The 24,823-nt window shown below is 41.3% G+C and carries 26 protein-coding genes; 18 read left to right on the forward strand and 8 right to left on the reverse strand.

Annotation, left to right across the window (positions count from 1 at the left end; genetic code table 11):
• Nucleotides 1-189 precede the first annotated feature (189 nt).
• Nucleotides 190-1,884: a mechanosensitive ion channel family protein gene (locus tag CWB80_RS06110; protein ID WP_249362531.1), complete on the reverse strand. Its 1,695-nt coding sequence runs from the start codon at nt 1,882-1,884 to the stop codon at nt 190-192.
• 156 nt (nt 1,885-2,040) lie between these two features.
• Between CWB80_RS06110 and CWB80_RS06115 the strand changes: the two genes are divergently transcribed.
• Nucleotides 2,041-2,589, forward strand: a complete 549-nt coding sequence (locus tag CWB80_RS06115) for an HdeD family acid-resistance protein (protein ID WP_054551794.1) — start codon at nt 2,041-2,043, stop codon at nt 2,587-2,589.
• Nucleotides 2,590-2,611: 22 nt separating this feature from the next.
• On the opposite strand, the gene CWB80_RS06120 is transcribed toward CWB80_RS06115, so the two are convergent.
• On the reverse strand, nt 2,612-3,484 hold the full coding sequence (locus CWB80_RS06120; RefSeq protein WP_054551795.1) for a mechanosensitive ion channel family protein: 873 nt from the start codon (nt 3,482-3,484) through the stop codon (nt 2,612-2,614).
• A gap of 198 nt (nt 3,485-3,682) precedes the next feature.
• Here CWB80_RS06120 and CWB80_RS06125 point away from each other — a divergent pair, with 198 nt between their 5' ends.
• The 5 genes from CWB80_RS06125 to CWB80_RS06145 all read left to right on the forward strand — a co-directional run bounded on the left by CWB80_RS06125 (nt 3,683) and on the right by CWB80_RS06145 (nt 9,287).
• A complete protein-coding gene (locus CWB80_RS06125; protein ID WP_054551796.1) occupies nt 3,683-3,892 on the forward strand; it encodes a hypothetical protein in 210 nt (69 codons plus the stop codon).
• 217 nt (nt 3,893-4,109) lie between these two features.
• Nucleotides 4,110-6,248 carry a M3 family metallopeptidase gene (locus tag CWB80_RS06130; RefSeq protein ID WP_054551797.1) on the forward strand — a complete coding sequence of 713 codons (2,139 nt, stop codon included), beginning with the start codon at nt 4,110-4,112 and terminating at the stop codon, nt 6,246-6,248.
• 89 nt (nt 6,249-6,337) lie between these two features.
• The gene (locus CWB80_RS06135; RefSeq protein WP_138601428.1) at nt 6,338-7,195 is read left to right on the forward strand and encodes a carboxylate/amino acid/amine transporter; all 858 of its coding nucleotides are present in this window, start codon (nt 6,338-6,340) and stop codon (nt 7,193-7,195) included.
• A 35-nt stretch (nt 7,196-7,230) separates the two neighbouring features.
• On the forward strand, nt 7,231-8,460 hold the full coding sequence (locus CWB80_RS06140) for a glycerophosphodiester phosphodiesterase family protein (protein ID WP_138601425.1): 1,230 nt from the start codon (nt 7,231-7,233) through the stop codon (nt 8,458-8,460).
• 89 nt (nt 8,461-8,549) lie between these two features.
• A complete protein-coding gene (locus CWB80_RS06145; protein WP_138601422.1) occupies nt 8,550-9,287 on the forward strand; it encodes a dienelactone hydrolase family protein in 738 nt (245 codons plus the stop codon).
• Here CWB80_RS06145 and CWB80_RS06150 read toward each other — a convergent pair.
• Nucleotides 9,284-10,195 (reverse strand): LysR family transcriptional regulator, encoded by a 912-nt coding sequence (locus tag CWB80_RS06150; RefSeq protein WP_138601419.1) that lies wholly within the window; start codon nt 10,193-10,195, stop codon nt 9,284-9,286. The two genes, CWB80_RS06145 and CWB80_RS06150, sit on opposite strands and share 4 nt — an antisense overlap.
• 134 nt (nt 10,196-10,329) lie before the next feature.
• Between CWB80_RS06150 and CWB80_RS06155 the strand changes: the two genes are divergently transcribed.
• From CWB80_RS06155 to CWB80_RS06165, 3 genes are all read left to right on the forward strand, one after another.
• Nucleotides 10,330-11,016, forward strand: a complete 687-nt coding sequence (locus CWB80_RS06155; RefSeq protein ID WP_138601416.1) for a type 1 glutamine amidotransferase domain-containing protein — start codon at nt 10,330-10,332, stop codon at nt 11,014-11,016.
• Nucleotides 11,017-11,128: 112 nt separating this feature from the next.
• A complete protein-coding gene (locus CWB80_RS06160; protein WP_138601413.1) occupies nt 11,129-11,719 on the forward strand; it encodes a rhomboid family intramembrane serine protease in 591 nt (196 codons plus the stop codon).
• Between the two features lie 21 nt (nt 11,720-11,740).
• Nucleotides 11,741-12,100 carry a 2OG-Fe(II) oxygenase family protein gene (locus CWB80_RS06165; protein ID WP_138601410.1) on the forward strand — a complete coding sequence of 120 codons (360 nt, stop codon included), beginning with the start codon at nt 11,741-11,743 and terminating at the stop codon, nt 12,098-12,100.
• 46 nt (nt 12,101-12,146) lie between these two features.
• On the opposite strand, the gene CWB80_RS06170 is transcribed toward CWB80_RS06165, so the two are convergent.
• Nucleotides 12,147-13,166 (reverse strand): endonuclease/exonuclease/phosphatase family protein, encoded by a 1,020-nt coding sequence (locus CWB80_RS06170; RefSeq protein WP_138601407.1) that lies wholly within the window; start codon nt 13,164-13,166, stop codon nt 12,147-12,149.
• A 207-nt stretch (nt 13,167-13,373) separates the two neighbouring features.
• Here CWB80_RS06170 and yghU point away from each other — a divergent pair, with 207 nt between their 5' ends.
• From yghU to CWB80_RS06185, 3 genes are read left to right on the forward strand one after another with little or no spacing between them, the layout of a single operon-like run.
• On the forward strand, nt 13,374-14,213 hold the full coding sequence (gene yghU, locus CWB80_RS06175) for a glutathione-dependent disulfide-bond oxidoreductase (protein ID WP_138601404.1): 840 nt from the start codon (nt 13,374-13,376) through the stop codon (nt 14,211-14,213).
• Between the two features lie 35 nt (nt 14,214-14,248).
• Nucleotides 14,249-15,547, forward strand: a complete 1,299-nt coding sequence (locus tag CWB80_RS06180; RefSeq protein ID WP_138601401.1) for an MFS transporter — start codon at nt 14,249-14,251, stop codon at nt 15,545-15,547.
• Between the two features lie 58 nt (nt 15,548-15,605).
• Nucleotides 15,606-15,992 (forward strand): hypothetical protein, encoded by a 387-nt coding sequence (locus CWB80_RS06185; RefSeq protein WP_054551808.1) that lies wholly within the window; start codon nt 15,606-15,608, stop codon nt 15,990-15,992.
• Between the two features lie 59 nt (nt 15,993-16,051).
• Here CWB80_RS06185 and CWB80_RS06190 read toward each other — a convergent pair whose 3' ends face one another.
• Nucleotides 16,052-17,974: an alpha/beta hydrolase family protein gene (locus tag CWB80_RS06190; protein ID WP_138601398.1), complete on the reverse strand. Its 1,923-nt coding sequence runs from the start codon at nt 17,972-17,974 to the stop codon at nt 16,052-16,054.
• 186 nt (nt 17,975-18,160) lie between these two features.
• Here CWB80_RS06190 and CWB80_RS06195 point away from each other — a divergent pair, with 186 nt between their 5' ends.
• On the forward strand, nt 18,161-18,760 hold the full coding sequence (locus tag CWB80_RS06195) for an FMN-dependent NADH-azoreductase (protein WP_138601395.1): 600 nt from the start codon (nt 18,161-18,163) through the stop codon (nt 18,758-18,760).
• 43 nt (nt 18,761-18,803) lie between these two features.
• On the opposite strand, the gene CWB80_RS06200 is transcribed toward CWB80_RS06195, so the two are convergent.
• Together CWB80_RS06200 and CWB80_RS06205 are read right to left on the reverse strand one after the other, a co-directional pair.
• Complete coding sequence (locus tag CWB80_RS06200; protein ID WP_138601393.1) at nt 18,804-19,271, reverse strand: hypothetical protein; 468 nt, start codon at nt 19,269-19,271, stop codon at nt 18,804-18,806.
• Nucleotides 19,268-19,555 carry an EF-hand domain-containing protein gene (locus tag CWB80_RS06205; protein WP_054551812.1) on the reverse strand — a complete coding sequence of 96 codons (288 nt, stop codon included), beginning with the start codon at nt 19,553-19,555 and terminating at the stop codon, nt 19,268-19,270. The genes CWB80_RS06200 and CWB80_RS06205 overlap by 4 nt, the downstream gene beginning before the upstream one ends.
• A gap of 169 nt (nt 19,556-19,724) precedes the next feature.
• Here CWB80_RS06205 and CWB80_RS06210 point away from each other — a divergent pair, with 169 nt between their 5' ends.
• From CWB80_RS06210 to CWB80_RS06225, 4 genes are all read left to right on the forward strand, one after another.
• A complete protein-coding gene (locus CWB80_RS06210; protein WP_138601390.1) occupies nt 19,725-21,221 on the forward strand; it encodes a cryptochrome/deoxyribodipyrimidine photo-lyase family protein in 1,497 nt (498 codons plus the stop codon).
• The gene (locus CWB80_RS06215; protein WP_138601387.1) at nt 21,211-21,363 is read left to right on the forward strand and encodes a DUF2256 domain-containing protein; all 153 of its coding nucleotides are present in this window, start codon (nt 21,211-21,213) and stop codon (nt 21,361-21,363) included. Before CWB80_RS06210 ends, CWB80_RS06215 begins: the two co-directional genes overlap by 11 nt.
• 89 nt (nt 21,364-21,452) lie before the next feature.
• A complete protein-coding gene (locus CWB80_RS06220; RefSeq protein WP_054551814.1) occupies nt 21,453-21,881 on the forward strand; it encodes an OsmC family protein in 429 nt (142 codons plus the stop codon).
• Between the two features lie 126 nt (nt 21,882-22,007).
• Nucleotides 22,008-22,799, forward strand: coding sequence for a putative porin (locus CWB80_RS06225; RefSeq protein ID WP_138601384.1), 792 nt, complete (start codon nt 22,008-22,010; stop codon nt 22,797-22,799).
• A gap of 65 nt (nt 22,800-22,864) precedes the next feature.
• Here the strand turns inward: CWB80_RS06225 and CWB80_RS06230 are convergent, their stop codons facing one another.
• Nucleotides 22,865-24,355 (reverse strand): dipeptidase, encoded by a 1,491-nt coding sequence (locus CWB80_RS06230; RefSeq protein ID WP_138601381.1) that lies wholly within the window; start codon nt 24,353-24,355, stop codon nt 22,865-22,867.
• A gap of 156 nt (nt 24,356-24,511) precedes the next feature.
• Here CWB80_RS06230 and CWB80_RS06235 point away from each other — a divergent pair, with 156 nt between their 5' ends.
• On the forward strand, nt 24,512-24,658 hold the full coding sequence (locus CWB80_RS06235; protein WP_082389188.1) for a DUF2986 domain-containing protein: 147 nt from the start codon (nt 24,512-24,514) through the stop codon (nt 24,656-24,658).
• Nucleotides 24,659-24,823: the final 165 nt, after the last annotated feature.

The raw sequence follows: 24,823 nt of genomic DNA on the forward strand, positions 1-24,823 counted from the left end.
CTTTTACTGCATTAAAAGTTAGAAATATACAAATTTTTTACAACAATTAGCGGCAACATCGGCGCATTTAGAAGATTTTATGCAATTATTTTTCAATAAAGCGGACATATGTCCTGTGCATCTAATTACAACAATGTGTAGACATTATGTACAAATGAGAGCCACTTTCATTTGCTCCTTTTTCAGTAACTAATCGGTAACTCGTGCGAATTCTGGGTTAGCTAATTCGCATTCATGCTCATTTAATAAGCCTAACACTGCTAAATTTAATTCTTCGATTACTTCCATATAAAATGCAAAGTCGACGGTCTCTACGTAGCTTAGTACATCCACTTGTAAAGCCCAAGGCGTAAAGCCTTTAAAGCGAACCCGACACGGTTCAAAGGCGATATGCTTATGTTGTTCTAATAACTCTCTTAGGGCCTGCATAAACGACATAAGATTTTGTTGCTTGGTGTTGGCACTGAGCATCAGTTTAGGTCGATAAGAAATTCGCTCTCGTTCAGAGACGTTCTCAAGCTGCATATCAACAAACTTAGCATTTGCTACATAAATGACAGAGCGGTCAAGGGTTCGGATACGCGTGGCTCTTAAGCCTATTTCTTCCACAGTCCCCAACTGACTGCCAAATTTACATAGATTACCTATTTTTACCGGCGCAGAAATATAAAGGGTGATTGCAGCAATGATATTCTCAACAGTTTTTTGCGCTGCAAGGGCAATAGCAAGCCCACCAATGCCTAAGCCAGCTAACAAGGTAGTAGCATTAAAGCCTAAATTTTCAAACCACATAAATAGCAATGAAATGACAATCAGAGTTTTTGCTACATTGCTTATAGGTCGTAATAAGAAAATCGCTTGTGGCTTATCTTGTTTAATAAAACGCTGGCTTAATCTGTGTTTGGCAAGATCCACAGCACGTAAACAAATCCAACCCCACGCAATTAATAACACAGTTGCGCCATGGAATAGCGCCATTACAGCAATAGTGACATTTGATTGGTCGTTCAATGAACGCGCCATAAACACAGCAAGTAACAGGCTAATTGGCCCATTAATAAAACCAATAACGTCATTTTCTACAGGTACTTTCAAATGTGCTAGGATAAATGTGATTAAGCGAGTAATGATTATCGCGACTAGCAAAAACAACACAAATGAGAAGGCAAAATAAATCCATTGCCAAAGCATCACCCCCAAAAATTCGATGTCTGGCAGGTTATCATATAGCCATTCACCTACTTTGTTATAACCATACTCTTTGGTGAGTAACGGTATTTGACTTACCGTTGCATTTGATATTTTCCAGATCCGATTATCTGTTTTATCATCAGGTACTAGTTGTAATAAAATTTGTACCTTACCTTGTGATGTACTGATTTCCCCCACCAAATCACGATAGCTAGGCACACTTTCTTTTTGTTTACCTTCAGGCTTATTACTCAAGTTATCAACATCAACCCATAAGGTACGATCCAGTACCACTGATAAATTTTCAGCAAGTTGAATTTTTCCTAATGCTTCAACGTCTTTAGGTAGATTACGATAATCAAGATAATGGCTGGCCAGTTCAAAATCGCGAGCGCGAGCCGCTTTTAAGTAACCCTGCATTGAACTACGTGGCGTTATCCGGTCAAAAGCATCATAGGGTAAGTCATCTTCGAGAGATTCCTGCGCTTTTTCAGCTGTTGCAGGTGTATTGGTTTCTGATTCTTGTTTGACGGGCTTTTGTTCGACTTGTTCTTCCTTGCTGTCTTTATCAATTAAGGATTTAACGGTCACTTCTGGTGTGGTTGTTGCCCATAATGGCGCGTTAAACAACAGTAAAAAACACACTAATAATTTACTAAATTGTAATGAAAACTGGGTATTACAACGGCTCACGCTTTATTCCTTGTTAGATAAACATTAAATCGCTGAAATATTCAGCTAATTAAATTAGAGCATGGTTTGTGTAACTGTACAAAAAATAATTAAAAATCTTTGCAAGTAAGCGCTGAGATGTTAGTTATATAGAGACTAAAGCAAAGGAAAACGATAATGCAGATTTCAAGTTCACTCATTCCTCATTGGTCGTCATTGATGATCCATGGCGCCATTGCCATCGTTTTTGGCTTGTGTGGTTGGTTTGCCCCAGAAGCTTCACTAGCGATTCTGATGTTTATTTTCGCCGCTTACTTTTTTGTCGATGGTGCCATTAGGACTTGGTTAGCTATTGCTTCAAAAAATGAAAACCCACTTTGGTGGATGCTATTAGTGGGTGGTTTGATTTCAATTGCTGCTGCACTTGTAACCCTGTTTGCTCCCAACGTAACGGCTATCTTAATGCTCTACTTTATTGCCGCATGGGCCATTGCTATCGGTGTAATTGAAATATTGATTGCGAGTAAACTACGTAAAGAGATCAGTAATGAGTGGCTGCTAATTGGTAGCGGTATTATTTCAATAATCTTTGGTGGCTACCTGATATTTAACCCAGGCGCAGGCATAATCACCCTCCTGTGGCTAGTAGCAAGCTATGCAATCGTGTTTGGCATAATGATGGTGTTACTTGCTTTGAAGCTGAAAAAACTCAATGAACAAGCATAAAAAAGCGGCTTAGCCGCTTTTTTTATTTTTGGCTGTTACGCCTTGTTAAAGCAATTTCACCATCAATATGAATATCGCGCTGCGGGAATGCGATAGTAATGTTGTTTTCAGCAAATACTTTATAGATGCTAAAACGCAGCTCACTGCGCACTTGGCGAAGCGGTGCTTCTGATTCAGCACATACCCAGAAAATAGCGCTAAAAGTTAAAGAGCTATCAGCAAAGTCATCAAACAATACTGACGATGCAGGTGTTTTTAAAATGGCTGGATGCTCATTAAGAATTTGCTTCATCAGCTTTTCAACCAATACCACATCTGAACCATAAGCAACGCCAACATTTACAAACGAACGAGCATTACGGTCAATTAAGGTCCAGTTAGTTACCGTGTTTTCTAATAAATGGCTATTAGGTACCAGCATATGCACACCATCGTTACGACGGATACGGGTTGAACGGGTATTAATAGTCTCGACAACCCCTTTTGCTGTGCCTACTTCTAAAAAGTCACCAATACGAATTGGCCGCTCCCACATTAATATCCAACCACTAATAAAGTTATTAATAATGTTTTGCGCACCAAAACCAACACCGATAGCAATGGCACCAGAAACAAATGCAAACGCCGTCAGAGGAATATTGAGTACCTCAAGCGAGGTAAACACGAGCACAGCAATAGTAACGACAAGATAAATACGCGTGAACAGGTGAACTGTGTCAGGGCCTAGGTTTTTTGCCTGCAATGCTTTTTTAATTAATCGACCAATCCAGGTGACCACAAACCACATTAAAAACAGTACCAAAGGTACTTGAATTACTTTTAGTACAGTAATTTGCACATCGTTGTAGGTGAACAAGACAAACGATAGTGCAGATTGCAGATCAGCAAGGGTCATAAATTAACATTCCTAGTAAAAAATGAGTTTGATTCAGTTGTGACTAAGTTTAGCACGGCATAATAGGTGAAAACTTGGTAAATACTAAGTTCTTTATGCGCAATATGCGCTAATTATTAACTATTTTAGACTACAGCTGCTATATACATAGAGAGAGCTTGAGGTTTCACAGGCTTTGAATAGCACGAGGAGAACACAATGTCACAAATGACGCTCACACAAAAACTTGCCACTTTACAACCCTTGGTCGATCTAAACTTATTTGAATCAAGTTTAGAGTACCGTAACCGCATCTTAAACTTACTTGCTGAGCAAGAACACTCACTGACTTTAATTAACAAAGAGTTTGGCAACGCTATGCCAGAAAGCTTTGGCTCAGAGAGAAAGTTTGTGTTGGGTTACAACTAACCTATGGTGATTTATTACCAACAAGATTTAAACTGGCAGCTAGTGCCACTTTTTACTTAAGTGAGCCATTAATACACAATTGATGGCTTTTTACGCACATTTATCCCCTCCATCACATTATTTGCGTTCAAATTCCCCATTCAGACGACAAACTTGATTGTTTCTAGCCAAAAATTTGATAAGTTAGAAAAGATTTATCCACATTTTTGGAGCTCTCATGCGTAAGACCTTAGTAGCAACTACGATTGCTAGTGTGCTTTTATTATCTGCTTGTAGTTCACAACAAGCCGACACTCAAACTCAAGTTGAAACTGCCGCTGAAACACAAACAGCTAATGTTGAAAACGTTCTTTTCAAGCCAAGCCCTTTACAATACATGGCCCCTGAGTTTGATAAAATTTCGACCAAAGATTACGAGCCAGCGTTTGAAGCAGGCATCGCACAGCAAAAAGCTGAAATTGCAAAGATTGCAAACAACCCAGAACCAGCAACATTTGAAAATACCCTTGTTGCTATGGAGTACTCTGGTGAGCTATTAGACCGTACGTCTGCGGCATTTTTTAATCTATCGGGTTTAATCTCTGACAGTGAGTACCAACGTATCGCCGCGAAAATGGCGCCGATTATGTCAGCTCACACTGATGACATTTACTTAAACAAAGCTTTATTTGCTCGCGTACAAAGCATTTACGACAACAAAGCGTCTTTAAATGCTGAAGATCAACGTCTTGTTGATTACTACTACAAAAAGTTCGTTAACGCAGGTGCAAAACTAACTGAAGCTGAAAAAGCAAAAATGCGTGAAATCAACGCAGAGCTTGCCAAGCTTTCAACTGAGTTTTCACAAAACATCTTAAAGTCATTCAAAGAAGATGTGATTTTAGTTAAAGATAAAAGTGAATTAGCGGGTTTATCTGAAGGTGAAATTGCAAGCCTTGCAGCTGCTGCCAAAAAAGCAGGTAAAGAAGGTTACATGATCACATTGGTGAACACGACTCGCCAACCTATCTTACAAAGCCTTGAAAACCGCAAGCTTCGTGAAAAGATTTGGACAACGTCTTCAACGCGTGCACAAGCAACAAACAGCCCTATCATCATCAAAGAAACTAAGCTACGTGCAGAAAAAGCGGCATTACTTGGTTATAAAGATTGGGCTTCGTATGTAATGACTAATCGTATGGCGCAAACAACTGAAAATGTTTACGGCATCCTTGATGACTTAGCACCGAAAGCGGTTGCTAAAGCAGAAGCAGAAGCAGAGCAAATCCAACAAGTAATCAAAAAGTCAGGTGAAACGTTTGCGCTTCAACCTTGGGACTGGGCGTTTTACGCTGAAAAAGTTCGCCAAGAGAAGTACGACTTAGACCCAGCTTTAGTTAAGCCTTACTTTGAAATGCAGTCAGTGATCCACGACGGTCTATTCTTTGCGATGAATAAACTTTACGGTATTACCTTTAAAGAGCGTAAAGACCTACCGGTTTATCACGAAGACGTCATGGTGTTTGAAGTATTTAACGAAGACGGTAGCGCTATTGGCCTATTCTACATGGACCCTTACGCACGTGAAGGTAAACGTGGTGGTGCCTGGATGAGTGCCTATGTTAGCCAAAGCGGTCTTAAAGACACTATGCCTGTGATCTACAACGCACAGAACATTCCTAAGCCAGCTGAAGGTCAACCTACACTTATGACTTTCTCTGAAGTAACGACTATGTTCCATGAGTTTGGTCACGCTGCACACGGTTTATTCTCTGACGTTAAATACCCAAGCTTAGCGGGTACAGCCACTGCTCGTGACTTTGTTGAGTTCCCTTCACAAGCACACGAAGACTGGAATATTGAACCAACAGTACTGGCAAACTATGCCAAGCACTACAAAACAGGTGAGCCAATTCCTAAAGCGCTTTTAAATAAAGTACTTGAGTCACAAAAATTCAACCAAGGCTTTGATACAACTGAGTATTTAGCTGCGGCACTGCTTGATATGGAATGGCACTCATTTGGTGTTGATGCTGACGTTACAGACGTTCAAAAGTTTGAACATGATGCATTAGACAAGCACGGTATTGCTTACTACCCAGTACCACCACGCTATAAGTCTTGCTACTTCAGCCACACCTTTGCCGGTGGTTACTCAGCGGGTTATTACGCTTACCTTTGGACTGAAGTATTCGCAGCAGATGCGTTTGCACACATGACTGAAGAAGGTGGTTTAACACGTGAAAACGGTGATAATTTCCGTAAAGAGATTTTATCAAAAGGTAACAGCCGCGACTTAATGCAAAGCTACATTGAGTTCCGTGGTCAAAAACCAACAACAGACGCACTATTAAAGCGTCGTGGTTTAGTTGAATAATCTAAAATTATTCGCAAAATGATGAAAGCCCGCAATTAATGCGGGCTTTTTGTTATAGTGCAATTTTTAAAATGACAAATTAATCAAACATGACCTACTTATTTGCTGTAACCCTGCTTTGGGCTTTTTCGTTTAGTCTTATTGGTGTCTATTTAGCAGGCCAAGTGGATGCATGGTTTAGTGTATTAATGCGTATTGGCTTGGCAACTTGCGTATTTTTGCCCTTTTTACACTGGCGTAAAACTCCTAAAGCCTTAGCCCTAAAGCTCATGGCAATTGGCGCAGTACAACTTGGTGTGATGTACAGCTTCTATTACCATTCGTTTTTGTACCTTAGCGTGCCCGAGGTACTGCTATTCACGGTAATGACGCCACTTTACATCACTTTGTTAAACGATTTGCTTGAAAAACGTTTTAATGCCAAGTTTTTATTCGCCGCATTACTGGCTATTTTAGGCGCCGTTGCTATTCGCTATGAAGGCGTCGATGAGAACTACCTTATTGGTATGTTAATGGTGCAGGCTGCCAATATTTGCTTTGCCACTGGGCAAGTAACCTACAAACGTTTAATGCAAGATGAGCAGCTCCCCCACTCTCGGGTGTTTGCTTGGTTCTTTATTGGCGCTTTAATTGTCGCGCTGATTTGTTACGGTTTATTTGGTGATACCAGTAAGCTACCCACCACAACGACACAATGGAGCGTGTTAATTTACTTAGGCACGATTGCTTCAGGGCTTGGTTATTTTGCTTGGAATAAGGGCGCGACCATCGTCAATGTAGGTGCCTTGGCTGTCATGAATAATCTACTGATCCCAGCAGGGATCATCGTTAACATTGTGATATGGAATCGTGATGCCGATATCATCAAGCTTACCATCGGCGCAGCGATTATCTTATTAGCACTTATTATAAATCAGAAACTTAATAAAACTGCCATGGAGCAATGATAGGCTAAACTCTATTAGATTAGAGGAATGCTGTTATGCGCGCACTGGTTTTATGTTGTTTAGTTTTAATTATTCAAGGTTGTAAGAATCTGCCTGAGGAGCAGGCAGTGCAAGTGGGTGCTAGGCCTTACTATTTAATCGACAAGATGACTGATGGACCTTTAAAGCAGCAACTTGCGACATGCGCTAATGGCCCTTTCTATAAAACTGATTTTGTAATTGGTCATCGCGGTGCCCCCATGCAGTTTCCTGAGCACAGCAAAGAGTCATATTTAGCCGCTGCAAGAATGGGCGCTGGCGTACTTGAATGTGACGTCGCCTTTACTAAAGACAAACAACTCGTGTGTCGCCATTCACAGTGTGATTTACACACCACTACCAACATTTTAGCGATTCCTGAGTTGGCTGCAAAATGCAGCCAACCTTTTACCCCGGCCAAAGGCGGCCAACCAGCTCAGGCTAAATGCTGCACCAGCGATATCACCCAAGCTGAGTTTTTAACCTTAAAAGCTAAAATGGATGGCGCCAATGCAAATGCCAAAACCGTCGCAGAATATATGCAAGGTACACCAAGCTGGCGCACTGATTTATACGCAAACAGTGGCACTGTTATGACCCACCAGCAAAGCATTGAGTTATTCAAATCACTAGGTGTAAAAATGACACCCGAGCTAAAAAGCCCAGAAGTTAGCATGCCATTTAACGGTTTTAGCCAGCAAGATTATGCGCAAAAAATGCTTGATGAGTATCGGGATTTAGGTGTGAATAGCGATGATGTGTATCCGCAATCATTTAATCTTGAAGATGTGAAGTATTGGCTAAACAATCACCCTGAATTTGCGAGCAACAGTATTTATCTTGATGGCCGAGATGAGCAAGCAGACTTTGATGCGATGGATGAAACAACTTGGCAGCCATCAATGCAGGCTCTGTATGACGATGGAGTACGCATTATCGCACCGCCAATGTGGATGCTTTTAAGCCTTGATGAGTCAGGTAAAATCGTGCCATCGCTTTATGCTATTAAAGCTAAACAAGCCGGACTGAACATCATTACTTGGAGTTTAGAGCGCTCTGGTCCATTAAATAATGGCGGTGGTTATTATTACCAGTCGATTGCCCGTGTAATTAAACAAGATGGGCAAATGATGAAAGTGGTAGACGTCCTTGCTAAGCAAGTGGGTGTGATGGCTATTTTCTCTGACTGGCCTGCTACTCTTACCTATTACGCAAGCTGTATGCAGTATCCTGCCTCAGAGAGTTAACTGAGCATCAATAAATTTCAAGGGCTTTTACTCGTCCAAAAGGTGGGGCTGAGGTATTATTCGCTAAACCGTTTTTTACAAGGATAAACATGATTATTCAGCACCATAGCCACGACATAGCGACCAACACAGGCGCAATGCGCACCAGTATTTATCGCCCTGTAGAAGAAGGTAAATACCCGTGTATTATCTTCTACTCTGAGATTTTCCAAGAAACAGCACCAATTGCACGCTCTGCGGCAATACTTGCTGGTCATGGCTTTGTCGTGTTAGTGCCAGAAGTTTTTCATGAGTTAAATCCTATTGGGACAGTACTTGCCTATGATGATGCTGGTAAAGACAAAGGCAATGCCGACAAATGGGCAAAACCGCTTGAGAGCCATGACTCAGACACTGACGCTTTAATTGCATTTGCACGTCAGCAAGATTACTGCACAGGGAATGTAGGTGCGATGGGCGTATGTATTGGTGGTCACCTTGCATACCGTGCTGCATTAAACCCAAGTATCAAAGCCGCTTTTTGTTTATACGCGACAGATATACACAGCGATACTTTACCAGCGCAAGCGGGTAATAACTCATTTGAGCGCATGGCAGATATTAAAGGTGAAATTCATTTTGTTTGGGGTAAACAAGACCCACATGTACCAAAAGAAGGCCGCCTTAAAATTTACAAACAAGCGGTGGCAACAGGCATTAATTACCAGTGGCAAGAAGTGAACGCCCAACATGCGTTTATGCGCGACGAAGGCGACCGATACGATCCAGCCCTTGCCATCAGCATGTATCAACAAGCCGTTGCTTTATTTAATCGCACACTTGTTTAAATCGTCATAGTGGCTACTTGATTAGTAAAATAATCCTTCAAGTAATCGAGTAAAACCCGCAGTTTTTTACTTCCCGCCGCTCCTGGCGGGAATACGCCATAAAGTTCAATATCAGCAGTTTTGTAATCATCTAAGATTGTGCGTAACAATCCTGCTTTGATCCTGGGTAGTGCATCATAAACTGGGATTTTCGCTAAGCCATGCCCAGCTTCTACAAAGGCAGTTCGTGCAGCAGCGTTATTGGTACTTATGCCACCACTAACAGCCACTTCAAAACGGCGTTTATCTTTTTCGAGCGTGACAACAGCACTACTTGGTTGATACACCACCCATGTATGATCTGCTAAATCGGCGATGCTCTTTGGTATAGGGTATTTTAAAAAGTAATCGACTGAACCGCATAAGCAAGTTGCCATACTTGCAAGTTTAGTCGCTTGTAAGTTTGAGCTTTCAAGGGCCACGCCTCTAATCGCTAAGTCAAAGCCCTCTTTGATGATATCAACCACATCATCACTAAGCTGTAAATCAATATCAATTTTCGGATACAAACGCTTAAACTGAGCCAGTGCCGGTACCACAAGTTGCAAGCCTACATTCACCGGACAACTCAATTTAATTACCCCAACCGGTTCACTCTTTAAGTTCTCAAGGTGTAAGTTAGCAGCTTCAGCGTGCTCGGTGATAGCCTGACAACGTTCATAATAAGCCATACCTGCTTCGGTGAGGGTCATGGTACGCGTTGAGCGGTTAAGTAACGTGAGCTTTAATTGCTGTTCTAATTTCTTTAAGTGATAACTAACTACAGCCCTTGATAAACCAAGTTGTTGAGCCGCTTTAGTTAAGCTGCCTTGCTGCACAATGTGGGCAAATACCACCATACTTTTTAGCTGCTCAAACGATACTTTCATACAAACTCCTAATCTAACCTGAATCATTGTATCAATTATTAAACCAATGAAGTCAAGTTTATCTGCGTTGTTTAATTCAACTCTCACCCCTATAGTTTTATCAACGATGTTTAATTCACAAAAAGGGATTCACTATGTCAGCTAAGAAAATTTTAATGGTACTTACTTCACACGATCAGCTTGGCGATACAGGCCATAAAACGGGTTTTTGGGTCGAAGAATTTGCAGCACCCTACTACGCCTTTATTGATGCTGGTGTAGAGGTAACTTTAGCCTCTGTTAAAGGTGGCCAACCTCCGGTTGATCCAAACAGTGCAGCCCCTGATGCGGCAACCGATGCAACAAAACGTTTTGAGCAAGACAGTGCGGCAAAAACTTTAATGGCTAATACTAAACCTCTTGCTGAAGTTAAAGCCGATGATTTTGATGCGGTATTTTACCCAGGTGGCCATGGTCCGTTATGGGATTTAGTTGATAACCAAGATTCGATTAGCTTAATTGAGCAATTTCTTAACTCAGAGAAACCAGTCGGTGCAGTATGTCACGCCAGTGCCGTATTACTGAATGCGAAAAATGCCGCTGGTAAATCTGTGGTATTTGATAAAAAAGTAACAGGCTTTAGTAATTCAGAAGAAGATGCCGTACAGCTTACCAATGTTGTGCCATTACTTGTTGAAGATGAATTAATCAAACAAGGTGGTCAGTATCAAAATACTGATGATTGGGGCGAGCTAGCGATTGAAGATGGCCTACTAATCACTGGGCAAAACCCTGCAAGCTCAGAGCTGACTGCTAAAAAACTACTGACCAAATTAGGTTAGACTAGGTCAACATGCCCTAGACCTTTAGTAAACACCTTGCATATCAAGGTGTTTACCTTCACTTTTAATAAGTTATACTCATTCGGTCACATTGATTTAAGAGCTGCCCATCATGACTGAAAAAAAAACTGTCAAAATTCCTCCTATCAGTAGTAAGCGATTCGCAATTTTCGGCATTATGCTGGTGTGCTTGGTACTGCAAATAGTTAATTCCCTACCCGGCATAAATTTAAACGGTTTAGGTATATTACCAAGGCAGATGTCTGGTTTATCAGGGGTATTTTTTGCGCCATTTTTACATGGTGGCTGGGCACACCTTTTTAGTAACCTAGTGCCATTTGCTATTCTCGGCTGGCTAGTTTGCCAATTTAGCGTAAAACGCTTTTGGCTGGTGTTTGCAGGCACAGCGCTCGTTGGTGGGTTATTAGTATGGCTATTTGGCCGCAGCAATATTCATGTAGGCCTAAGTGGTGTTATCTACGGTTTATGGGGCTATTTAATTAGCTACGGCATTATGCACCGCTCATTCAAAGCCATTTTAATCAGTATTGCGGTTGTTGTGTTATACAGCGGCCTGATTTGGGGTGTTTTTCCGCAGCGCGTTCATATTTCATTCGAAAGCCATTTATTCGGCGCAATCAGCGGCGCATTTATCGGTTATATTATGGCAAAGCGTGATAAACAAAAGAGCCCTAAGCTTTAAACTGAAAGCTTTGAAATAACAATGACCACACCTTCACTATTTAAAAAGTTCTTTCGTTTTGAAAAAGGCCGGCAGCTTTCAGGCTACGATAAAATGCTAATTTGCACAGCTCGCTGGCCAATTAAATTTGATATGTATATTTTGCGTTTTCCTGAGGGCAGTGAAATAGCGGCTCACACCGATAAAGTCGCTAGAGGTAAACATTTCAGGCTTAATATTGTACTCAAAAAAGCGCGTTCGGGTGGGGAGTTTATCTGCTCTGCCCCACTCTATGAAAGCTCACGAATCAAATTGTTCCGTCCTGATATCTGCGAACATCAGGTAACGCGGGTAACGTCTGGCAGCCGATATCTTTTAAGTATCGGCTGGGTAAAAAATTAACTGTTTTTCAACTTGGAACTTAAGACTTGCAGCTTAAAGCTATAAGTTAGTCTCTTAACTTCATTGTCACCATCACAACGCCATGGTCGGTACTTTGATCATCATAGGCAAACTGTGGGTTGATTAAGTGCTGATCATAAGTGTGATAATCAACTACTTCAAAAAAGCTACCCTGAAACCCGGCATCAAACTCACGGGATAACAAAATATAATCAAATACTGAGCTGCTACTGCCAAAATAGTGGGTCGCTTCTCTGTCGTTCTCGGTGACAACATGTCGCTGATAGAGTTGCCAACTATCTTGTAGTTTGAACTCTGAACGAGATGGGCTATTTTGGCTATGACCGCTAAAACGAAGGTGGTCAGCGATTAAATGGTTAAGCACACCATCGTGTAACTCATTATTAAAGTCCCCCATCACAATCACAGTGTTATTAGTGTGCGCTCTGCGCTTAATAATTTCAACGAGTAACAGCGCTGCTTCACTGCCACGCTGCATGCTTGATGCCCAGCGCCCAAGGGCTTGTGATTTTAGCTGCATAACTACGTTTTGCTGTTCGCTATGGCTTTCATCATCTTGGTGATGGAGCATGCTGCGTTTAGATTTAAAGTGCACTACATAGCAATCGACGTGTCCTATGTGAGGTACTTCAAGTGTCGCGCGAATAATACTGCGGCTAAAGTTAAAACTAGCGCTCAAGCCCATCGCTAAAATATCATCTTGTTCTGCCTCAACCTGACTGACAGCAATAATTTTATAGCGTGAGGCAATGGCCACAACCGGATCGCGATAAATAAAGTCATCAATCACCGTTGGCTCATCAACCACTGCAAAATAAGGGTAACCCTCTGCGTTAACTTGTTGTTTTAGTTCATTGATACTGAACACTTCTTGAAAGCCAATAATGTCTGGCTGCTGATTTTTAAGGTAATCGGCCAGCCAGCGCTGCTTTTTGGCCCACTGCTCAGCGCTATAAATGCGCTGAAAATCATAAAATGCGTCAGGTGGCGCTAAATAATTATATAAATTAAACGTTGCTACCTTTAATTGACTGTTTTTTATCACTTAACTCCTTATTCGTGTAACCACTCAGTGGCAATGATCGGGTCTTCAAAGTATTTCACTTCGCTCAAGGCCAATGGCTAAACCATGCTTTTTCATGTCATCCTCCTTGTTATTCATAATTAATAACTGTACTTCCCTTGCTCTATCTGATCAACTAGGATGGTAGTCTCGTAATGACATTCATTAAAGCACAATTTAGGAGTTTCAATGAGTAATACCGACAGTTATACGCCACCTAAAGTGTGGCAATGGGATGCAGAAAACGGTGGTGAATGGGCGAAGACAAATCGTCCGGTCTCAGGTGCAACCCACGAGCAAGACTTGCCCGTTGGTAAACATGACCTACAACTCTACTCGCATGCGACACCAAACGGCCAAAAAGTCACTATCATGCTCGAAGAGCTATTAGAGCTTGGTATTGATGAAGCCGACTACGATGCATTTTTAATTAAAATTGGCGATGGTGACCAATTTTCTTCAGGGTTTGTCAGTGTTAACCCTAATTCAAAAATCCCAGCCTTAATGGATCACAGTACCACACCCGTTACTCGCGTGTTCGAGTCAGGTGCAATTTTACAATACCTGGCAGAAAAGTTTGATGCGCTGATCCCAAGCGATCACGCCAGTAAAACAGAATGTCGTAATTGGCTGTTTTGGCAAATGGGCTCTGCCCCCTACTTAGGCGGAGGCTTCGGTCACTTTTATAGTTATGCACCATTTAAAATGCAGTACCCAATTGATCGCTTCACCATGGAAGTAAAACGCCAGCTAGACGTATTAAACCGTCATTTAAGCGACCATGACTACATGGCTGGTAGCGAATATTCAATTGCCGATATCGCTATTTGGCCTTGGTATGGCAGCTTGGTACTTGGCAATTTATATGATGCGGCAGAGTTCTTAGATGTTGAGTCATACAGCCATGTGATGCGCTGGGCAAAACAAATTGAGCGCCGCCCTGCTGTAAAACGAGGTCGTAGAGTCAATAGAACTTGGGGTGATGAAGCTGAGCAATTAGCAGAGCGCCACTCTAAGGAAGATTTTTAAGGGCTTAACGGCCCTTTTTCATAAAAATAAACAGTATGAAAAAGCTCAGTAAAGAAGATATCTATCAACGTCTTAGCAATACCGAAGATGCCCGTGCCTGTAAAGCGATTGATGAAGCTGCTTGTAAAGTGGTACCCGGCAATTTTATTACTTTATTAGTGAGCCAACTATTTAGTAAGTTTGCAGATGCCCTGCTAAACCCTAAAGTGACTCTGCCTTGGCTACTGCAAAGCATTAATGTACCAAGTAGTTTTATTGCTTGGCTTGTGCCTATTCGTGAGTCAGGCTCAATGTTGCCACAACTGGCCATCGCCAGTGCTATTCGTAGGCTCCCAGTTAGAAAGTGGGTTTGGGTGATTGGCGCCATAGTGCAAGCTTTGTGTATTGTAGGCATGCTTATTTGTGCTTTAACACTTCAAGGTGCAACAGCAGGTTTTGCTATCATCGCTATTTTGATTATCTTTAGCCTTGCTCGTGGCTTTAATTCCATTGCTGCAAAAGATGTATTAGGCAAGGTCATACCTAAACAACAACGAGGCAGCATTAGCGGTCTTGCTGCGAGTTTTGCAGGATTTGCAACGCTCACCTTTGGTCTTGGTTTATGGTATCTACAAAGCCTTGGCTATGAAAATGGGGTGTATGTTGCTTTAATGCTGGCCGCTTTAATGTGGCTGTTTGCAGCGCTCAGTTATAGCCGCATTCAAGAATACAAGGGCGCAACCGAGGGCGCTGAAAACGGCTTTTTGCATGCTTTATCAAAATTAAAACTGCTTTACCAAGATAAACAATTTGCTCACTTTATTATCACTCGTGCGTTGTTGCTATGTTCTGCTTTGAGCGCCCCGTTTTATATCGTTCTTGCTAGTGAACAGGCTTTCGACTTTTCACTACTTGCTACGTTTATGGCGCTTTCTGGGCTTGCCAGCTTAGTCTCTGCGCCTATCTGGGGTCGACTAAGTGACTTATCGAGCCGCAAGGTATTAGTGTTTGCTGCAATGCTCGTCACCCTCAACGGTTTCGCCGTTTATTTAGTTGCTTATCTGAGCCCACAAACGCTCAATGAGTCTTGGCTATTACCGCTCTGTTATTTTTTACTCACCGTAGCTCATCAAGGGGTTCGCCTTGGTCGTAAGACCTACCTTGTTGATATGGCTGAAGGAAACAAGCGCACTGACTATGTCTCTGTTAGTAATACGGTGATCGGAGTTATATTATTACTGCTAGGTAGCGTGGGCTTACTAAATACCTACTTAACGACTGCTGAGTTAATTTTTTTCTACAGTATCTTAGGCTTACTTGGTGCAATTAGTGCGTGGTTTTTACCCGATGCCTAGACCCTCGGGTAAAAAAAGCGCATAATCGCGCTGATTTTATTTCCAAAAAGGACTTACTATGAAAAAGGCAGCGCTTGCACTTTTTACCCTACTTACACTTTCTGCTTGTAGCACCAGTGTGCCTATTCGTAACTTTGACGCAAACCCTGTACCGCAAATGGCGTCTGGCCAACATGACCTTGAAAGTATCAAAACCAATATTTTAAAAGCATGTATGAAACTAGGCTGGACGTGTCGTTCAAATGCCGAAGGCCAAATCTTAGGTAAACTTGATATTCGTAAACACCAATTACGCGTTGATATAACGTTTAACGAGCAAGAATACTCTATTGATTACAAAGATTCGATCAACCTTGATTACAATGGCAAAAAAATCCACCGCCAATATATCAATTGGGTTACCAACTTAATGCGCAACATTGATGCTGAATTAGCCTATAAATAAAATTGACGCAGAATCAGTTATTAAAAAAGGCGACCTAGGTCGCCTTTTCTTTGCTAATTCTAGTTTTTCAAGTTCTTATCGAAGAACTCTAAAAACGCTTTCAACGTTTTAATTCTGTATGGCTGGTGCGATAAGTAATGATCGCCATCTTCAAGCTCAATGTAAGTAACATCTTTACCTTCGTCTTTAAGTTCATCATCCATTTCACGGCTATGATAAACAGGCACTACATTATCATCAGAGCCATGAACCAATAGCACCGGACGATTAATTTGCTTTGCAAAATTAACTGGTGAAACCTTTTCAAGTTTATCGCCATCAGTTCCAAATTGCTTACGCACAATTTCTTTATTAGTGAAATAACGCGCTTTACTAACAATACGCTCAAGATCAGTAACGCCTGCAAAGCTTGCTGCACATTTGAATGTTTCTGGGTGTTTAACCACCGCCATTAATGCAGCATAACCACCATAACTTGCCCCGCCAATACAGATTTTATCTTTATTAGCGATACCTTCCTCAACAAGCCAATTCGCCGCATCTTGCAAGTCATCTTGCATTTCTTTACCAAAACCTTGAACTGCAGCCATCTCAAATTCATGGCCATAGCCACTAGAACCACGGAAGTTTGGTTGCAGTACTGCATAACCATTATAAGCAAGTAATGCAGTCCAATAGTCAAAACCAGCGTAATCACGAGCCATTGGCCCGCCATGCGGGAACACAATAGTGGGTAGTTTATCGCCTTCTTTGTAACCCACAGGTAAAGTTAAATACCCTTCAATAGTTAAACCATCACGGGCTTTATAACTGATTTTCTTTTTACCGCTGTAAACTGTTTCATTTACATCTGGGAATGCGCTTGCAAATACCGTTAGCTCACTGGTATCGCGATTCCCAATCATGTAAGTTCCAGCACTATCATCACTTGTTAAATAAAGCACATATTGGCGCTGATCTTTACTGGTATCAATGATATCTATGTCAAATTTATCTTTTGGTAAAACAGCGCGTAAACCTGTATAGAGCTTATTTAAATCTTCATTCCAGTAACGGATCCCTTCATCTAATTGAGAGTGTGTAAAGCCTGCTACTTCACCTGTAAGTGGTGAGTAGAAAATATGACCGTCGAAGTCATAGTTATCATCGCTGAACACTAACTCTTTTTTCATGGTCGTTAAGTCCATTTTATAAAGCGCATCATAGCCATCTTTAAGAGCTTTGAAATAAAGAATATTAGGGTCTTTATCGAAGCCCAAAACAGTCACTACATCAGGGGTAAATGCTTTATATTTAAATAACGTTTTACGGTTATCTCTATCTTCATCGTAAAGAATATATTCGAATTCGTCTTCATCCATTTTAAGGGCAATACGCACATTACCTTGGCGGTCTGCTGTCCAATCAATCACTTTACTGCGTGAGCGCTGAATTTTTTTCTTACGAAGTGTACTTAAATTAAGTTCATACACGCCAGGGGCATTGGCAACATCAAAGTCACCTTGAACTAAAATTTTATCTTTTTGATCGGGTAAAAAGCTGATGACCTGATCACCAAATTGCGGTTGGCGTTCATTACGATTAAAGTTAGGCTTTATAGCCAGTTTCGCTTTTCCATCACCACCAATGTTATACGCATATAAACGCGTAGATGTATATTTAGGGCCGCCAAATTGACGTTGAATATAGCGCGCACCTAAAAGCAGTACTTCATCATTTGCCCATTCATACCAATCGAAGAAGATAGTGTGATTATCTGAACGAATAACAGCATCTGCTTCTTTAGTTTTGCGGTTATAAACCATTAAAACCAACTCACCATTCACATTTCGAATAAACGATATGTGTTCACCACTAGGCGAAAATTTTACTTGGCTAAAAGCACGTAAAGAGGCGAATGATTCTACAGGGAGTTGCGTGTTTTCAGCAGCACGGGGCATTAAGCTCAGCACTGCAAAAAATGTAAGCAGTAAGTACTTCATAGTAAAGTCCATTTTTTTATTGTTCCGACAATATTAACATTAAATTACAAAAAAAGACTAACTCAAAAAAACTTAGGCATATCTTTCATTCGCTTAAAACGAACATAACACTCGATTAATAGCATTATTAATTTATTTTTTGATAATTATAATGGCTGCACTACTTCAGTTTTCTTAGGTGACATGATGAAAAAAGTACTTGTGTTAAATTCATCTTTAAATGGTGAACAAGGTAATTCAACCAAACTTAGCCAACAATTTGTTGAGCAACTTGCTAACAACCAACAAATTTCAGTAACAACGCGCGATTTAAGCGACAATGCGATTGCTCACTTAACGCAGACAGAAATGGCTGCTTGGATGACTGATGCAAACGAGCGTAGCGATGAGCAAAAAGCACTTGCTGCAATTTCTGACGATTTAATTGCTGAACTTAACGATAACGAACTGATTGTTATTGGTATGCCAATGTACAACTTTGGAATTCCATCAACATTCAAAGCTTGGATTGATCGTATTGCCCGTGCTGGTATTACGTTTAAATACACTGAGCAAGGCCCTGTAGGTTTAATTGCAGACAAGAAAGTGGTGGTACTTGCAGCACGTGGTGGTTTGTATCAAGGCACTGACATGGATACACAAACTAAATACTTAAAAGATGTACTTGGTTTTGTGGGTATGACTGACGTTGATTTTATTTATGCCGAAGGTCTTGCGATGCCGGGTGCAGAGCAAAGCTTAGAAGCAGCACAAAACGAAATAAAGACTTTTGCTGCAGCACTGTAATTAGCAGAGCATAAAAAAGCGGTCATCATGACCGCTTTGTGATTTACGCTGTGACCGATAACAGCGATTCACCTTCAGATAAACCAAACTTTTCTTGCACAGAGGCTAGAATCGCTTCTTTATCTTCTTCTCCCAGTTGATCAGAATATTGCGCTAACAACTCATCTAAATAACTGACAACTTCTTCAGTATCAACCTGCTCAAGTGAGTTACCACTAGGCGGAGGTGGTGGCGGACCAGGAGGACGCTCACCTTCAGGACGACCTAATTCACCGACTTCAGCGGCATCAAAGCCTGCTTCAGCCATAATTGCTTCCATTTCTTGACCCGGTTGAATACCCGCATCTTTAAATGTTTGCATAATAGATTGTGCATCTTCTGCAGTTAAGTTTTCAGGATCAAACTGAGCTAAAGTTTCATTCATTAACTCTGTCTGTTCACTGGTTAACGGCTCTGCTTGCGGTCGTTGCATGGGCTGAAAATTCGCACCCGATGAGACACTGTTGATCATCGTTGATTTTCCTTACGTTTTGGTGGTTTATGGTTGTTGAACTCGTCTTCAGTTACTTCACCATTTTGATCAGTATCCATGTCATTAAAAATGGTTTGCAGCATATCTTCTGGCATAGGCTGTTCACTAAACTCAGTAAAATCAATCACCCCATTGCCATCAATATCAATCGTCGTAAAGTCAGGTCGCTGGGGTGGACCGCCTTGATGGTCGCGAGCAAAGCAAGCGGGCGCTGTGACTAACAACGAAATAGCTAAAACAGAAAGTGCAGATAAATGCTTCATAGCGAACCTCTTATGTCATTCAATTGACCATAAGCATAATCTGAATATCATTCAAAAGTGTGTGGGCAATATGCTACAAATGTGGAAACTTTGTGGATCGTTGTAGCAATTAATCGAAGTTGTAACTTGTTACGTATTAAGAGCAAAACACTTTTTCAACTCCACGTTTATGGCAGACTCAAAAAAACAAAAAGTAAATCTTGTTTGGTTCAAACGTGACCTAAGACTGTCTGATCATCAACCACTTGCCAGTGCGATTGCATCAGACCTGCCTTGCTTACTCATTTATAATTTTGAGCCTCTATTACTCGACGACCCCCATTACAGCTTAAGGCACTGGCGTTTTGTTGCTCAGTCACTAAAAGACATCAACCAACAACTTGAAAAATACAACGCTGAAATCGCCATTTATAATCAAGAAATGATTACCTTGTTAGAAACCCTCAGTGAAGATTTTGATATTGCAGGGGTTTATAGTCATCAAGAAATAGGCCTAAACAATGCATTTGAGCGAGATAAACAGGTCACACGCTGGCTAAACAGTAAAGCAATTCCATGGCACGAAACGCCACTTGGAGGTGTAAAACGAGCGCGGCCAAAACAGTTTGATTGGCAAGCACATTGGCATGGCGTGATGAACCAACGTCTTGTAACGCCAAATTGGCAAGCATTTAATGCAGTACTGCCCAATAATTACCAAGCAGCGACCTGTGTTGATGATTTTCTAAAGCACGACCCGCAGTTTCAATATGGTGGTCCTCATGCAGCTAGAGCTTGCCTACAGAGCTTTGTAGAAGAGCGTGCAAAGAACTACCAAAGTGGCATCTCGAGTCCTTCCAAAAGTAGAGATTCATGCTCTAGGCTTTCGCCTTACTTAGCCTTTGGCAACTTGAGCCTCAGACAAGTTTATCAAACTCTAAAATACTATTTAGCAAAGCAGCCTTTAAGCTGGCGTCGCTCATTACATGCTTTCGAGTCAAGGCTTCACTGGCATTGCCATTTTATGCAAAAGTTCGAAACTCAATGCAGCATGGAGTTTGCACCGCAAAATGCGGGCTACAAGCACTACCCTTATCGCGATGATGAACATGTTGCTGAGCACTTAAAGCGCTTTGAGCAAGGTCAAACAGGTATTCCTATTATTGATGCGTGCATGCGCTGCCTCGCAGCAACAGGTTACATTAACTTTCGAATGCGCGCTATGCTAGTCAGCTTTATGACTCATCATATGAACATTCATTGGCAATCAGTCAGCTTTATTTTATCGCGTTATTTTTTAGATTTTGAGCCGGGTATTCACTACCCACAAATCCAAATGCAAGCATCGGTCACAGGAACTAACACCATTCGTTTGTATAACCCAATAAAGCAATCTGAAGACAAAGACCCAGATGGTATATTTATAAAAACATGGTGCCCTGAGCTTAAAAACTTACCCAAAGAAGATCTCCACCAGCCATGGCAACAACCGCCAATGGAAGCCTTGTTTAATAATTTTAAACTCGGCGAAGACTACCCAGAGCCCATGGTCGATATTGAACACGCAGCCAAACAAGCACGTGAGCGGTTATGGTCATTTCGAGAACGTGATGACGTAAAACGTGGCACAAAAGCCGTACTGCATAAGCATGTGATAAGCCTTAAAAGACAACGCCATGGCTCATAAAAAGCTGAATTTACCCAGCAAAACCTGCCCCGTTTGCGACAGGTCATTTATGTGGCGTAAAAAATGGCAACGTGACTGGGAGCATGTTAAATACTGCTCAGAACGTTGCAAGCGTGAGGCAAAAAGAAATATTGGCGTTTAAGTTGCACTTATATCGTGAACTCACCGTTTTCGGCACAAAACCCTGAAAGCCTTTCACGGTCGTCGAAAAAATTTACAAAGGAGATGACGATGACAATTAAAAAATCTGCACATACGAGTTGGTCTGGTGATATTAAATCTGGCAAAGGCTATATTTCTAGTCAAAGTGGCGCGCTTGAGAAACAGCCATTTGGCTTTAACACTCGCTTTGAAGATAAGCCAGGTACTAACCCTGAAGAACTGGTTGCAGCGGCACACAGTAGCTGTTTTAGCATGGCGCTATCGCTGGCACTAACTGAAGCAGGCTTTGTCGCTGACGACATAACGACCAAAGCAACAGTGAGCCTTGATGAGGTTGATGACGGCTTCGAAGTGAGCCACATTGCACTTGATGTCAGCGCAAAGATAAAAGAAATCTCACTCGAAAAGTTTGAGCAACTTTGTGAGCAAACCAAGCAAGGCTGCCCTATTTCTAAACTGATGAATGCCGAAATATCACTCACCACAACGCTTAATTAATCTCTGTAGGCCAAGCAGTGCTTGGCCTTTTCACAAACTAACAGACCCACAACACTTTATTACATTCTTTTTACCGCCTCGTTGTATTATCTTTATGAAGCAAAACCAAATACAACAAGGATATGTATGATTAAAAAATTAGCCCCGATCGCTCTTGCAACACTTGCTTATTCAAACTGCTCAATCGCCACAGAACAACAAGTAAGTAAACAATGGTTCAACAGTATCGAATACACTCATATTAATAATGACTATTATGACTTTGATGGCTATCAATTAGTAAGCCATTACTACTTTGAAGAGCAGCAAAGCTCGGGGGTGCTCGATGATTATGGTTACCTAGATACAGATACAAACTTTCGAGTGAATTACTCAGGAGGAGACTATTACAACGATATTGGTTTATCAGGCGAGTATTTTTTTAACAACTGGTTTGCTGTAGCTGATATGAGGGACGTGAGGGATTTAGACAATTACACGCTAGGACTTGGCTACTTATTTGCCGATGCCTTAAAAGTCTCTGTAAATAGGGATGTGCGTAGCTATGGTGATGATTATTTCCGCTTGAAAGCGCAGTATAACCTCCAAATCAACGATAAGGATTACCTTGGTTTTAGCGCAGAAACAGATGATGAACTCGACGTTTGGAATGTCTCTGCCAGATACTTTAATCATTTAAGCGGTAGCCATTACATTACCGTCGATGTTGGCCATCAAGACAGCCTTTATGATTCAGCAAGCAATGCCATGATCAGCTACTACTTCGGCGATCACTATGCCATAGGTGCAGGGTTGGATGATTCTGAACTCGTTTTACAAGGTAAGTACTTTATTAATGATAAATACTATTTAACCGCGAATTACACTGAAAGCGGCTCTGCTGAACTTTATAACCTTAAGTTTGTTGCCCAATTCTAAATAGGAATGAGTCACCAGTTTTAAACAAAAACGCCGCTATAAAGCGGCGTTTTCAGTTTATAGAATTACATATTACCTAGCTTCATCAACATTGCAGTATACATTTTTAAGTTCAGTGCTAACTGCTCTTCAGTAATAAACTCATGCTCTGAGTGACCTGTGTACTTTTTACCTGGCATTGATGGACCAAATGACACCGCATTATCAAACAGCTTAGCATTTGTGCCACCACCAATTGACACAAAGCCCGCGTCCTTATCGCCGGTAAAGTGCTTAAAGATATCGAGTAATGCTTCTGCATGAGGCGCACCATCTAACAGCATTGGCGTACCAATAATAACTTTAGTGTCTTTTAACGTAGCACCATTAGTGGTTTGCCAAGCACTAAGTGCTTCATTAATTTGCTGCTTAAGCACCGCTTCTTCTTTACCTACCGGACGACGCATATTAATCGACAGTTTAATGTCGTTACCGTCGCGGCTTAATAAGGTAGGCGAAACAGTCATCGGGCCCATAAAGTCATGCTTGTAACCAATTTCACCGAATTGCGCGCCGTATAAATCAAGGCCAATTAGTTGATTGATAAACTCAATGGCTTGACCATCACTATTGTTCTCAAGATCAATACCTTTAAAGATTTCTGCAAGGTGCGCAATGGCATTTTCACCCGCTTCTGGCTCAGATGAATGCGCTGAAATCCCCTTCACTTGGACTAACAAGCCATTGTCTTGCTCTGTCATCGCCACTTTGACGTTTTTAAGCTTAGCGACATTGTCGTGTAATTTAGCCACTGTCGCCGCATCAGCGTTATGCACTAACACGCTGGCATCTTCAGGGATTTGGCTAACAAAGGCGCCGCCTTTTAAATCACTGACATATAAGCCTGTTTGTGCTGAGGTCGCAGAGAAAGTCGGCGCAATTAGGCTCCAGCCTTTTTCTGCAACAACCACAGGGTATGAAGCATCAATAGTGACAGCATATTTTGGTTGCTGATAGGTTTTCATGAACTCTTCGAGTGGTGCCCAGTCAGACTCTTCTGCAAGGTAAACCATTAATTCAATACGGTTATTTAAGGTAATACCCTTGTCTTTAATCGCCTTCATTGCATGCAGTGCAGTCGCAATTGCGCCTTTATCATCTTCTGTACCACGAGCTATTAGCTTTCCTGGCTCAGAGGTTTTATCCATTTTAAAAGGACTTTGCTGCCATTTACTGGCATCTGCAGGTTGCACATCACCATGGGTTACTATGGTTACTTTGTCAGCTTGGTTACCCATGCCAATTAACACTGTGTAGCCTAAATCTTGATAATCAAAACCAAACTGCGCCGCTTTCATTTTTAAGAACGACTTAAAGCCAATAAAATCTGGGTTATCAGGAGTCGCTAGACCTTCTTTATTTACCGTTGGATACGAAACTAAATTCTCTAAGGTATGAATTTGCGCTTGTTGATATTGCTCTACCGCGTAGCTAGCCAGCTTTTCACTTTGCTCAGACACAGTTGCCTGACTAGAGAAAGCACTTAATAAAAATGCAGCAAGTAATGAATGTTTCAAGATAAGCTCCAGAGTTTAAGAAGGTTTTTAGAAAGTCGCCTTGATTGTAACGCTTATAACGCCGACATAACATCTCTAATTAAAGCAAAATAGATCGCTTAAAAATACCAACAAGGTACAATAACCACTCACCCTATTAATTCGTTTGTTAGACTCATGAACCGCAGAAAAAAGATCTTCACTAAACTTAAGCAAAAAGATAAGCGCGCCAATGCAAAATTGCATAAAAGCAATAAACCGGCCTACATCTCAAAGGCAGAACGCGAAAAATTAGCACAGCAAGAAGCTGAGCAGGAAAATTAAAATACCTAGCGGTCAGGGGTAAAATTGTAGGCGCGATTTTATATCGCGCAACACTTCTATGATTCACAAAGAGGATAAGAGACGCTTCGCTTTAGAGAAAAACAAAAAAAGTTTTAATATTACTTCCTCATTTTCTTCTCATTAGTTTCTCTTTGTGCAATTTGT

Origin of the sequence: Pseudoalteromonas sp. S1650, assembly GCF_005887195.1 — a bacterium.
GTDB classification, from domain to species: domain Bacteria; phylum Pseudomonadota; class Gammaproteobacteria; order Enterobacterales; family Alteromonadaceae; genus Pseudoalteromonas; species Pseudoalteromonas simplex.